Source organism: Microbulbifer sp. HZ11 (assembly GCF_000708675.1).
In the GTDB taxonomy this organism is placed as follows: Bacteria; Pseudomonadota; Gammaproteobacteria; order Pseudomonadales; family Cellvibrionaceae; genus Microbulbifer.
In genome coordinates, this window is the sequence record NZ_JELR01000002.1 from 125,211 (window position 1) to 138,556 (window position 13,346).

9 protein-coding genes are annotated in these 13,346 nt (G+C 58.6%); 3 read left to right on the plus strand and 6 right to left on the minus strand.

The genetic code is table 11. From position 1 onward, the window contains the following. Window positions 1–157: 157 nt before the first annotated feature. Window positions 158–2,125, plus strand: a complete 1,968-nt coding sequence (gene acs, locus AU11_RS08385; protein ID WP_043320243.1) for an acetate--CoA ligase — start codon at window positions 158–160, stop codon at window positions 2,123–2,125. A 162-nt stretch (window positions 2,126–2,287) separates the two neighbouring features. Next, on the plus strand, window positions 2,288–3,028 hold the full coding sequence (locus AU11_RS08390) for a response regulator transcription factor (protein ID WP_051687103.1): 741 nt from the start codon (window positions 2,288–2,290) through the stop codon (window positions 3,026–3,028). Window positions 3,029–3,145: 117 nt separating this feature from the next. Here the strand turns inward: AU11_RS08390 and AU11_RS08395 are convergent, their stop codons facing one another. After that, entirely contained in the window at window positions 3,146–6,664 is a 3,519-nt protein-coding gene (locus tag AU11_RS08395; RefSeq protein ID WP_081848021.1) for a PAS domain-containing hybrid sensor histidine kinase/response regulator, read from the minus strand. Between the two features lie 222 nt (window positions 6,665–6,886). Here AU11_RS08395 and AU11_RS08400 point away from each other — a divergent pair, with 222 nt between their 5' ends. Further along, entirely contained in the window at window positions 6,887–7,177 is a 291-nt protein-coding gene (locus tag AU11_RS08400; protein ID WP_043320249.1) for a DUF1540 domain-containing protein, read from the plus strand. Window positions 7,178–7,298: 121 nt separating this feature from the next. On the opposite strand, the gene AU11_RS08405 is transcribed toward AU11_RS08400, so the two are convergent. From AU11_RS08405 to AU11_RS08430, 5 genes are all read right to left on the minus strand, one after another. Continuing rightward, window positions 7,299–9,350, minus strand: a complete 2,052-nt coding sequence (locus AU11_RS08405) for a cellulase family glycosylhydrolase (protein WP_156035232.1) — start codon at window positions 9,348–9,350, stop codon at window positions 7,299–7,301. Window positions 9,351–9,691: 341 nt separating this feature from the next. Beyond that, a complete protein-coding gene (gene lipA / locus AU11_RS08415) occupies window positions 9,692–10,756 on the minus strand; it encodes a lipoyl synthase (RefSeq protein ID WP_231491771.1) in 1,065 nt (354 codons plus the stop codon). Beyond that, window positions 10,749–11,435: a lipoyl(octanoyl) transferase LipB gene (lipB, locus tag AU11_RS08420; RefSeq protein ID WP_369797828.1), complete on the minus strand. Its 687-nt coding sequence runs from the start codon at window positions 11,433–11,435 to the stop codon at window positions 10,749–10,751. The genes lipA and lipB overlap by 8 nt, the downstream gene beginning before the upstream one ends. An 80-nt stretch (window positions 11,436–11,515) precedes the next feature. Then, window positions 11,516–11,797 (minus strand): YbeD family protein, encoded by a 282-nt coding sequence (locus AU11_RS08425; RefSeq protein ID WP_043320255.1) that lies wholly within the window; start codon window positions 11,795–11,797, stop codon window positions 11,516–11,518. A gap of 328 nt (window positions 11,798–12,125) precedes the next feature. Beyond that, complete coding sequence (locus AU11_RS08430) at window positions 12,126–13,274, minus strand: D-alanyl-D-alanine carboxypeptidase family protein (protein ID WP_043318676.1); 1,149 nt, start codon at window positions 13,272–13,274, stop codon at window positions 12,126–12,128. Window positions 13,275–13,346 lie beyond the last annotated feature (72 nt).

The window sequence follows — 13,346 nt, forward strand, 5'->3', positions numbered from 1 at the left end:
ATTAACCAATGGTCTACATTCGACCAATGTCTAGATAGAAACACATGGTAACCATCTCCCTCCAGTACAGCCTTTCGACTTTTGTCTAATACGACCTGTCGCGGCGCCAGTGCCAGAATGCACTGCATAAGAAATTGCACTGATGAGAGGCCTATCCGTGACCAGTCAACCAGAGACATACCTCGTTCCCGATAGCTACGCCGCCAGTTCACTGCTGGACGAAGCGGGTTACTTTGAAATGTACAACCGCTCCGTGCAGGACCCGGATGGTTTCTGGCGCGAGCAGGCCCAGCGCATCGACTGGATCCAACCATTTACCCAGGTACAGGACACGTCGTTTGCGAAAGACGACCTGCATATCCGCTGGTTTGCCGACGGCAAGCTGAACGTGGCCGCCAACTGTCTGGACCGACATCTGGAAAAACACGGCGATGACACCGCCATCCTGTGGGTGGGCGACGAACCGGGCACCTCCCGCGAGATCAGCTACCGCGAGCTGCACCGGGATGTCTGCCGCTTTGCCAACGGTCTCAAGAGCCTGGGGGTTCAGAAGGGCGATGTGGTGACCATCTACATGCCCATGGTGCCGGAAGCGGCGGTAGCGATGCTGGCCTGCGCCCGCATTGGTGCGGTGCATTCGGTGGTGTTTGCCGGCTTCTCACCGGAGGCCCTGGCCGGGCGCATGGACGACGGTCAGTCCCGCATCCTGATCACCGCCAATGCCGGTCGCCGCGGCGGCCGCTCGGTGCCACTCAAACAGAACGTGGACCGCGCCGTTGCCCTGTGCAAGGAAACCACCGTGGAAAACGTGGTGGTGTTCCGCTCTCCCCAGCACAGTACCGACGACGCCACCGACTGGAACCCGGCCATTGATCGCGACTATGCCGAACTGGTGGCCGCCCAGAGCGACGACTGCCCGGCGGAAGTGATGGGTGCGGAAGACCCGCTGTTTATCCTCTACACCTCCGGCTCCACCGGCAAACCCAAGGGCGTGCTGCACACCAGCGGTGGCTACATCACCTACGCCTCCCTCACCCACGAATACGTCTTCGACTACCGCCGTGGCGAGCGCTACTGGTGCGCGGCGGACGTGGGCTGGATTACCGGCCACAGCTATATCGTCTACGGGCCGCTGGCCAACGGCGCCACCACCGTAATGTACGAAGGGGTCCCCCACTACCCGGACGTGACCCGGGTGGCGCAGATCATCGACGATCACCAGATCAATGTGCTGTATATCGCTCCCACCGCCATTCGCGCACTGATGGCCGAGGGCAACAAGCCAGTGGCCGGTGCCAGCCTGGAGAGCCTGCGTTTGCTGGGCACCGTGGGCGAACCGATCAACCCCGAAGCCTGGAAATGGTTCCACCGCACCTTCGGCCGCAACCAGTGCCCGATTGTGGATACCTGGTGGCAGACGGAAACCGGCGGCCATATGCTCACTCCGCTGCCTGGTGCCACGCCCCTCAAGCCCGGTTCCACCACCCGACCCTTCTTCGGCGTACAGCCGGCACTGGTGGACAACGACGGCAATATTCTGGACGGTGCCGCCGACGGCAACCTGGTGTTATTGGGCAGCTGGCCCGGGCAGATGCGCACGGTGTTCGGCGACCACCAGCGCTTTGTCGATACCTATTTCAGCACCTTTGAAAACATGTATTTCACCGGCGACGGTGCCCGCCGCGACGAGGACGGCTACTACTGGATTACCGGTCGCGTGGACGATGTGCTCAATGTATCCGGCCACCGCATGGGCACCGCGGAGCTGGAGAGCGCACTGGTAGCCCATGAAGCGGTGGCCGAGGCCGCCGTGGTGGGCTACCCTCACGACATCAAGGGCCAGGGCATCTACATCTACGTCACTCTGAACAGCGGCGTGGAACCCAGCGAGGAAATGCACCAGACCCTGCGCAACTGGCTGCGCGCGGAAATCGGCCCCATCGCCACTCCGGATGTAATTCAGTGGGCGCCGGGGCTGCCGAAAACCCGCTCGGGCAAGATCATGCGCCGAATCCTGCGCAAGGTAGCCGCGGACGAGTGTGACCAGCTGGGCGACACTTCCACCCTCGCCGACCCCGGCGTGGTGGACAACCTGGTGGCCAACCGCGCGGCGGCAACGGTTTAAGCGAACCTCCACCTCCGCCGCCAAAACACAGCAAAGCAGCAGACCCGCCAAAAAATAACAACAAGTAAAAATTTACAGGAAGTGGTGGGGTTTTCTCGGTACACTTTTCACCCGACGTTGTGAAAGTGAGCCGGGAAAATCTCCCGCTAGGGATGCAAAGCGATGAACAATCAAGCCGCTTCCGGGCAAAGCGACAGCGGACACCCGGCCCGACAATTTATTATTGCGGACGACCACCCCCTGTTCCGCAATGCCCTGCGCCTGTCCATACAGCAAAGCTTTCCCGACGCGACCATTCATGAAGCCTGCGATATGCAGAGCCTGCAGCAGTGCGTGGCCGAGCACCCGGATTGCGATCTCCTGCTACTGGATTTGCATATGCCCGGGGCCCACGGTTTCAGCGGGCTTATTTTTCTGAGTGGCCAGTATCCACAACTGCCGGTAATGGTGGTCTCCGCCAATGAAAAGCCGGAAATCATGTGCCGCGCCATCGATTACGGCGCCTGTGGTTTTCTGCCAAAATCTGCCCCGGTAGAACAGATTGCCACTTCCCTACAGCAGACCCTGAACGGAGAAATCTGGTTACCGCCGGCAGTTGCAGACCGCTATGAAGCCGGCAATAGTGCGGAAGAAAATGAAGTGGTGGATGTGATCGCCACGCTGACACCGCAACAGTTTCGCGTGGCCACCATGCTGGCAGAAGGATTGCTGAACAAGCAGATTGCCTATGAAATGCAGGTGACCGAGGCCACCGTAAAAGCTCACCTCACCGCGCTATTTCGCAAGCTGGCCGTCAACTCCCGCACCCAGGCAGTACTGGCACTGAGCAGCCTGGATGTGGAAGCGCCAGGGCAGTTCGCCCCGCCGCAAAAACCCGCAGCCAAAAACAATTCAGTCAATTGATTCAAAGCCCGGCTTTGTTGGATGCGCTTCGCTTATCCAACCTACGGTTCTTACCCCGCAGTCCGCCCTGTAGGGTGAATAAGCGAAGCGCATCCACCATCCCCAGAACAGCCAAGACTACCTCCGCCCTAATCGCCGCACCAGGTTACGCAATACCGCCGGCTTGACCGGCTTGGGTAAGTAGAACCAGCCGCGGCCGGTGGCCGCACTGCGCACTTCCTCGGACGTATCCGCACTCACCACAATGCCTGGCAGTTCGACCTGCCAGTGTTCGCACAGCGATTCCAATGCATCGACACCCGTCGCCCCGCCATTCAGGTGGTAATCCACAATCACCAGCGCCGGTGGCTTGCGCTGGCCCCAGTTTTCCAGCGCTTCATCCAGAGACGCTGCCGTAACCACCCGGCACCCCCAGCCACTCAGCAGACTTTGCATACCCCGCAGAATTTGTTGCTCGTTGTCGATACACAGCACAGGTATAGCGGACGTATTCTCCGCTTCACTGGCGCTATCGGATTCCACCGGCGCTACCCGACGCTCGCCCACCGGCACGCGAATACTGAACATGGAACCGCGCCCGGGGGTAGACGCCAACCCCAACTGGTGGCCCAACAGATCCGCACTGCGGCGGGCAATGGCAAGACCCAGACCAAGGCCTTTATCGGCACTGCGCTCGCTGCTGCCGAGGCGCACAAACTCATCGAAGATCTGTTCTTTGGCGTCGTCGGTAATACCGGGACCGGTATCCCACACCTGAATTTCCAGCAACGAATTTCCCGCAGGGTCTGAGCGGTGACGCACCCCCAGTAACACGCGGCCGCGCGCGGTGTAGTGGATCGCATTGCTCAGGAAGTTCTGCAAAATCCGGCGCAACAGATAGCGGTCGCTGTATACCCAGGCGTCGGTAGGCACATAGTGCAGCGTCAGGCCGCGCTCGCTGGCCAGTGCGGAGAATTCCGCATTGAGGCCATCCAGTAAATGACGCAGGGGAAAATGGTCCCGCTTCGGTGTCAGGTTGCCCGCGTCCAGTCGGCTGATTTCCCGCAGGGCGCCAATCAATTGCTCGGCAGACGTCAGTGCGCTGTCGATGTAGTGAATGTCGTCACCCATCTCCCGCCAGCTGCCGGCGGCAGCCTTGTTTTGCAGTGAGGCAATAAACAGGCGCGCCGCATTGATCGGCTGCAACAGATCGTGACTGGTGTGGGCGAGGAAACGGGTTTTTGCCGAATGCAGTTCGCGAATTTTGATTTCCGCCTCCCCGCGGCGGCGGTTTTCTTCCTGCAGCGCACGATTACTTTCGGAGAGTTCTGCGGTGCGCTGTTGCACCCGGTCTTCGAGACTGCGGCGGGTTTCTTCCAGGGCATCCACCGCTGCGCGGTATTCACTGATATCGGTAAAGGTTGTTACAAAGCCGCCACCAGGCATGGGTGTGCCGCGCACCTCGACAATGGCACCACTGGGCAGACGACGCTCGAAGCGGTGGGCGCTGCCGTGGCGCAGCAGATCAAGGCGCCGCTGTACATGGGCCTCCAACGCTTCGGGGTTATCAGAATCACCGTACAACCCTCGCTGCGCGTTGTGGCGATACAGGGAAGCCACCGGACAACCGATATACAACAACCGCTCCGGGTAATCGAACAGTTCGAGGTACTGCCGGTTCCAGGCTACCAGCCTCAGATCCGCATCCACCACACTGATTCCCTGGCTGATGGTTTCCACCGTGGTCTGCAGCAATTCCTGGCTAAAGCGCAGGCGCTGAGAGGTACGGTCCACCAGCCGTGCAATGTCTTCCAGTTTCAGCGGGCGATTACTATAGAGCAGCCCCATTACCTGATTCGCCGCCGCGGAACCCACAATACCCGCGAGTATGTGCTCGGCGTCAGCAATCACAAAGCGCGAGGCTGCATCATCCGGCAACAGTCGCTGCTGACTGCGCAGCTCAAAATCATTCCAGATTTCCTCCAGTCGCGCCGGCCCGACGAAAGGTTGCAGCAAGCTACGTACCTGCCCCATGCGGATTCCGGTAGGCACCAGATCCGGTGCCGGCTCCCCGGACCGGGCAGGCGTGACAAACGCCCGCGCCTGCCGCCGATCATTCTCGTTCTGTCGGCAGGAAAACGACACACCGACCAATAGCAGGATATTCCCCAACAGGCTCCAGAAAACCCCATGGCTCAACGGGTCCAACCCAGAAACATCGAGCAGCTGTTGCGGATGAAGTAAAGCAACTCCAAATAAACCGTGACGCAAAACATCCGATTCCGGGTACATGGAGGGAAGTACCAGGCAGAAAAACCACAGGCCATAACCAGCGATCAACCCGGCCCAGACACCGCGGCGGTGTGCCCGTGGCCAATAGAGCCCTGCAATCAGTGCAGGGGCCAGTTGCGCCGCGGCGGCAAACGACAGTAGTCCAATAGAGGCCAACGCTTCGGTTCCGGAGATTCCGTGGTGTACACCCCAGCTCATCAACATCAGCAAAAGGATACTGAGGCTGCGGATCAGTCGAAGATGTGTGCCCAAAGACACCGCCGTCAGGCGAGTAAATCGACTCAGGAATAGCCAAAGCGGCGCTACCAACTCATTGGAAACCATGATCGAGAGCGTCAATACTGCAACGATCACCATTCCTGTGGCGGCAGAGAAACCTCCGATATACGCGAGGGTGGTCAGCGCGGTGCTACCGGCCTGCAACGGCAAAGTCAGAACCAGGGTATCCGGTGAACTCAACCCCGCTGCCACCAACGGTTGGCCGGCAAGAGATATCGGTAAAATCAAAATAGAAAACAAGGCGAGATAGGCTGGCAGCAGCCAGCGGGCAGTATGCAGATCTTCCGGCGTGCGATATTCCACAACAGCCATATGAAACTGGCGCGGCAGACAGACGATCGCGGCCATCGCCAATAGCGTCTGGGTAACGAAATTAATATCCGGCATCAGCCATTGTAGCTGTGGTTGCCAGGGTACTTCGGGCAATCCGCTGCCACCAGTAATTAACAACCACAGAGCCAGCACTGCCACCGCAGCGAAGGCGAATAGCTTGACGAGGGATTCCAGGGCGATGGCCGCCACCACCCCCACATTGCGTTCCCGCCCTTCCAGGTGACGAGTACCGAACAGTATCGCGAACAACCCCATCAACAGCGCGGTGGCGAGTGCCGTATCCAAACTGGCAAACCTGTCCGTACCACTATCACCGCCGCCAATAACCTCCCAGCCCATGGTCACCGCGCGCAACTGCAGCGCGATATACGGCAGGCTGCCAACAATCGCCAACAGGGTGACCAAAGCGGATAGCCCGCGACTTTTGCCATAGCGGGAGCCAATAAAGTCGGCGATGGAAGTGATCTTCTGGCGCTCCCCCACCTGAACCAGCTTGTGCAAAAAGCCGCCGGCAAAAAGAAACAGCAGAATAGGCCCCAGATAGATTGGCAGGTAGCTCCAGGTATCGCTCACCGCCTGTCCCACGGCGCCAAAAAACGTCCACGAGCTGCAGTAGACCGCGAGGGTAAGGCCGTACAGAAGTGGGCGCACATGCTGGATCCACCCCATATGCCGCCCTGCCCGCCAGGCAACCACAAACAGGAGTGCCACGTAAAGCAGGGCAAACAACAGCAACAGAGATGTGCCGATCATGAGTTCCTCGCGCAACCGGTTCGGCGTACCTGTATACCCGATGGAATGGCCCCGGGGCAATTGGAGAAAGGTCGAAGCGTATGGTGCGCTTGAGACCCTCGAGCCCCGGTAGATCAGTTGGCCGGCAATCGATCGCTCCCACGTGGCTTGACTCGGCACGATGCTGAACTAGGCTTAATGGGGAAGTTTGGCCCTTCGACAATTATCAAAGAGTATCGCGCCATGATCATCGCCACCGATATGCCCGAAGTATCCAGCTGTACCGCCATCGAATGCGCTTACAACACCGATGCCGCCTGCCACGCCCGCGCCATTACGGTCGGCGATGGCACCAGTCCGGACTGTGACACCTATTTCAGCAACAGCCATCACACCAAGCGCGAACGCAATGCCGGTGTTGGCGCCTGCAAGGTCACCGGGTGCAGCCATAATGTCGATTTCGAGTGCGGCGCAGATCAGATAGAACTCGGCTACAGTGGCGACTCCGTCAACTGCCTGACCTACGCCCACTGAGCCCCGACAGTAAGCCTCATCTGCACACGCAACCGAGTGCTGCCCTTGCCACAAATGAAAAAGGGCTGGCAGATTGCTTTCTGCCAGCCCTCAACTGCAACCTCTAGATTACTCTCTGCAGTTACTGCTCGGGTGCATTGCCCCACAGGCGGTTCAACAGATTGGTTTTCCGCTGATCGAACTCAAGCCACTCACCCCACCCGGCAGTATTGCTCTGCGGGTCGTAGGCATGGCCGTACCAGCCACCGGTGTCACCAGACTCCGGGTTGATGGACCAGTAGCAGCCCTGGATATTTTTCTCGACCATGTAATCGACAAAAGTATCCTGCCACTGCGCATCAACCACACCCGGCTGAATGTGATCCCAGCGCGCCTGATCGCGCAGAGCGGCTTTTGCCGGCCAGTCCAGGTTGCCGCCGAACTCACCGACCACAATGGCATAGCCCATTTCCCGCAGGTAACCAAAGTGCTCGTCCCAACCGGCGCGCAGCAACTCTTCATCGATCACGATATTACAGTCTGCATCGCCGGCCGCATCGCCCTCCAGGCCCTCACATTCCGGCTGCGACACCGGGTCCATAAAGCCTTTCTGCACAAATACGGACGGACCATAGGTATGCGGTGACCATACCAGGCGGTCTTTGGGGATATCCGGCGGATTGTCACCGGCTTCAAACAGATTTTCCCCCCAGTTCGGGTTGGTCAGTTCGTTGCCGTGCGGCACCTGGACAATGGTGTCCGGGGTACCGTCCTGATTACCGGCAGTGGCGGAAACACCCTGCACAAACAACAGCATATGCGGGCTGACTTCGTCGATAGCAGCAAACGCATCTTCGGTCAGGCTTTTCCACTCTTCCCAGGTGTAGTCCCAAGGCTCGTTGTAGATATCGATACCGATGATGTTATCCACACCCAGCGCTTCTTCGAGGCCAGCCAGCTCACGCAGGTTATCCAGCCAGATGTCGCGGTTATACGCCTGCACATTGGTGACGGAATCCGGGTTGCCGGTGGCGGCACAAGAGCTGTCTTCCCGCGGGTAATCGTACATTTCCCGATCCGCATCCACGTAGGGAGGACGGGCATCCAGGCGACCCGCACGCCAGCCCACATAGTTGGAGCAGGAATGCACATCGAGCATGACTTCAATGTTGTTCTGATCTGCGGCGATAATAAATTCTTCCATCGCCTGGCGCGCATTAGGTACACGCACAGATTCATGGTTCTTCAACACTTCGCCGCTGGCCTGCGGATCGTTGGGGTCGAGTGTTTGCGGTACCACCGGGAAGCGCACCACGTTCACTCCCATTGCGGTGATCTCACTCATGGTCTGCTGAATGGTACGACCGGTACCCGCACTGCCGTTGGCCCAGAAGGTGTTGCCCACGTAGAGCTCCAGAGGCGCACCGCTGGGGTTCACTTCTGCATCGGACGGCTCATGACGCCCTTCCAGACCGAACCAGGAACCACAATTTACCGGGATGACTTCTCCGTTTTTGGTGATATTACCGGTTGCGTCCACACGGAAACGACCTGCCGTGGGCTCACCACCGGAACTGCCACCGGAGGAGCTGGACGAGCTGGACGAGCCGCCACCTGAGCTGGAGCCACCGGATGAGCTGGAGGAGCTGGAAGAACCACTGCCGGAACTTGAACCACCCGACGAACCGGAGGAGCTCGAGGAACTGGAAGAGCTGCCGCCAGAGGAGCCGGATGAACTGGAGGAGCTGGACGAGGAGCTACTGGACGAGCCGCCCGAGGAAGAACCACCACCATTTCCATCCACAACCACCGGCACGGGTGCCTGGCCGCCGGGGTTGGCGATAAAACCTATGATCACTTCACCGCCGGGTGCAATGGTACTGTTGTACGAGGCGGCTGCCACAACGTATTGGCTGGCACTTTGCGACTCGAGCACACCGTTCCACAGGTTGTTGATATCCACATCCATGTCGAATGATACAGTCCAGTCGGTAAGTGGCTCACTGCCGTCATTGACGACAAGAATTTCCCCCTGGAATCCACCGCCCCAGTCACTGACAATCCGCATTTCCGCTTCCGCCGCCATCAACGCAGCCGATGACGAGGCCAGCCAGAAGGCCAACCCGGCCTTGGCGCAGGCCCGGTACAGCGATTGCCGCTGAAAGGGTCGTTTACCCGAAACACTTGCTTCCATTTTTCTCTCCGGTCGTTGTAACTGATTCACCACCGATCATCGATCTGTGGAAAATTGATAGGCACCAATTCCCCGATAAAAAGCGGCGAAACAACGTATTTTCAATAGTATTTTCATAGTGCGTTCTCATTCGAGACGCTCTGATGCAACGTGCGGAAAAAGAAAATGAACCCCGTAAAAAGATGAGTTTCAGGCCATTTTTTTACAGTTGAGAAATAATTTATTTTTTCTGGATCACCAGCGTGAACCGTTACGGAAGTAAAACGAGGGGGATATCACAGTAAAAATTGGGCAAAAAAAATCCCGACACCAGGCCGGGATTTTTCAGGCAGCGTACCTAATCAGCTGACGACTTCACCGTGCGCCTGCTTATCTGCATGGTAAGACGAGCGTACCATTGGCCCACAGGCCGCGTGTTTAAAGCCAATTTTCTCGGCATACACGCGATAGTCTTCGAACTCATCCGGGTGCACGTAACGTTGCACGGGCAGGTGTTCTTTACTCGGCTGCAGATACTGACCGATGGTGAGCATGTCGATATCGTGCGCGCGCATATCGTCCATCACTTCAAAAATTTCTTCCCTGGTCTCACCGAGTCCTACCATCAGGCCAGATTTGGTGAGCACATCCGGGCGACGCTTTTTATACTCCTGCAGCAGTTTCAGCGACCACTTGTAGTTGGCACCCGGGCGGGATTCCCGATAGAGGCGCGGTACGGTTTCCAGGTTATGATTGAATACGTCTGGAGCGTCCGCTTCCAGAATATCCAGAGCAATATCCATACGCCCGCGGAAATCCGGAGTCAGAATCTCGACCTGCAGATTGGGCGACAGTTCGCGGGAGCGTTTGATACATTCAGCAAAGTGCTCGGCACCGCCGTCGCGCAGATCGTCGCGGTCTACGGAGGTGATCACCACGTAGCGCAGGCTCATGGCGGCGATGGCTTCGGCCAGGTGCTGCGGCTCATCCGGGTCCAGCGGGTTTGGTTTGCCGTGGCCCACATCGCAGAAGGGGCAGCGGCGGGTACAGATTTCCCCCATGATCATGAAGGTGGCGGTACCACCACTGAAGCACTCGCCCAGGTTCGGGCAGCTGGCTTCTTCACACACGGTTGCGAGCTTCTGCGAGCGCAGGATACTCTTGATCCGATCCACTTCCTTGGACGCTTTGACCGAAGGCACCTTTACCCGGATCCAGTCCGGTTTACGCAGTGTCTGGTCGCTAGCGATCACCTTCACCGGGATGCGCTCTACCTTGTCGCCATCGCGGAGTTTTTCACCCTGTTGCAGGCGACGGGTGCGTTTTACCGGAGTGATTTCCGGCTTGGCGCTGGCACCCTTTCCTTCACCTGGATTCACGGTGGTCGCCTTGACTTCGGACTGGTCGGCGTCGAATCGTTCAGACATTGTTGGTTCCTGATTCGGCAGCCTGCGTAGGTGCGGCCGCCTCAATTACTTTCTCGTCAGACGAGGAGTCGTCAAATATTCGCTCATCCACCGGCTGCCAGTCGGCTCCCGGTAACTGCAGCTTATCCAGCAGAGCCGCGACAAAGCATTTCGCTACCGCATCCCACTGGGGGGTGGGCTGGATAATTTCCGCCATCTGTACCATCTGCATACCTGCGTAACCGCACGGGTTGATCCGCAGAAAGGGACCCAGGTCCATATCGATATTGATGGCAATACCGTGGAAGCTGCAGCCCCGGCGTACCCGCAGACCGATAGAGGCAATCTTGTTGCCAGCGCGTGGGCCCTCGGTCAGATACACGCCGGGAGCATCGGCGCGCGGTGCGGCGGCAATGCCGAATTCCCCGAGCATCGCGACGGTGGCTTCTTCCAGAGCCGTGACCAGATCACGCACGCCAATTTTGCTGCGGCGCAGGTCCAGCAGCGGGTACACCACCAGCTGGCCGGGACCGTGGTAGGTGACCTGGCCACCGCGATCGACCTGGACTACGGGAATATCGCCGGTGTTGAGCAGGTGTTCGGCTTTGCCGGCCTGGCCCTGGGTGAATACCGGGGGGTGCTCGACACACCAGATCTGATCCTCGGCGTCGTTGCCGCGGTTGTCTGTGTAGTGGGCCATGGCGCGCCATACGGTTTCGTAGTCGCGGCGGCCCAAATTGCAGATGGCCGGTTTGGTGATAACCGGTTCTGAAGCGGGCATCAAATCACCATATAAACGCCCGAGTGGGCGGTGAGTTCGTCGGTCAGTGCCTGCAGCTGATCTTTGCCGGTGGCAAGGATGTAAAAGGTCACTGAGGTAAATTTGCCGTTGCGGCTGGGCTTGAGCGTCAGTTTGCTCTCGTCCAGCTCGGGGGCGTGACGGCGCATTACTTCGAGAACGAATTCGTGTACCTGGTCATCGGAGTCGCGTACGACTTTGACCATGTAGTCTTCACAGGGAAACTCGATTTTGGGAGGTTGCTGCTCTGAATCCTGGGTCATACCACTCTCACTGGGCCGCAGGTCAGAAGTGGGATCGCCGGTCACTATTCCGGCAAGAGTTGCGGCCGGGCGGCGATTATACAGTGCCGACGAGGCACTGGACAGGGATGATAGATTGCAGATGAAACATGCTGGGCAGTTGCCGGGTTCTAGTTCTTGGAAAGTGCGGTGGCGGTACTGCCAGCAGGTACCGCCTACTGAGACACGCCGTGCACCCATCCCTGGGGGCTCTGTACCGCCATCCATGGCGGCGAAGGTCTCAGAAGGCGGTACCTTGCTAGCAGTGCCTTCGCATCTGGTTTTGTCCGTTCTTGAGTTTTGGACTCACTTACTGGAAGAACCCCATCACAAAGCGCTTGATGGAATCCCAAAGGCGCTTGAAGAAGCCGGCCTCTTCCACATCCTCGGCTACCACCGCCGCTACGTCGGCAACAGTCTCGCCGTCCAGATTCACCACGACTTTACCCACCTGCTGGCCTTTGGCCAGTGGGGCTTTGAGCTCGCCGTCAATGATCAGGTCGGCTTTGATGCTCTCTTCACCGCCGCGGGGGATGGTGACGAAAACATCGCGGGAGACGGCGACGCCGACGGTGTCGGCTTTACCGCCCCATACGCGTTCGGTCTGCAAGACGTCGTTGCTGCCATACACCTTGTGGGTCTGGAAGTAACGGAATCCATAGGCAAGCAGCTTCTGGGTTTCCGCAGCGCGCTTTTCGTCACTGTCGGTGCCGACGACAACGGAGATGAGGCGCATACCCCGCTTGACCGCGGAGGCTACCAGGCAGTACCCCGCTTCCTCAGTGTGACCGGTCTTGATGCCGTCAACAGCGGGATCACGCCATAACAGGCGGTTGCGATTGGGCTGGTTGATGCCGTTGAAACGGAAGTATTTTTCCGAGTACAGCGCGTAATGGCTGGGATGATCCTGAATCAACGCGCGCGCCAGTTTGCTGAGGTCACGAGCGGTGGTGAGGTGCCCTTCCGCGGGCCAGCCGGTGGCGTTGACGAAGTGGGTGTCGTCCATACCGAGCAGTTGCGCCTGCTGGTTCATGACTTCCGCGAAAACTTCCTCACTTCCGGAGACGTATTCCGCGAGAGCGATGCTGGCGTCGTTGCCGGACTGGACGATAACGCCGCGCAACAGGTCAATGACCGGCACTTTGTCGCCAACCTTGACGAACATTTTCGAGCCACCCTTGCGCCAGGCCTTCTCAGAGATATTGACTGAGTCCTGCTCTTTGATGGTGCCCTTTTCCAGCTCTTCAGAAACGATGTAGCTGGTCATCATCTTGGTGAGGCTGGCCGGGGGAATCTGTTTATCGGCGTCGTGTTCCACCAGTACCTGACCGGTGTGGGCATCTACCAGGATGTAAGCGGTAGCCGCAAGTTGCGGGGGCGCGGGAATCAGGGGTTTATCGGCCTGGGCCACGCTGGCGCTGACGATCAGGAGCAGACAGGCAAATAAGCGTTTGAACATGGGTCTCTCTTTATTCCTTGCAATCAATGTGTGTCAGATCCCCGGCGCCTGCCAGGGAAAAAGACGGTGCGA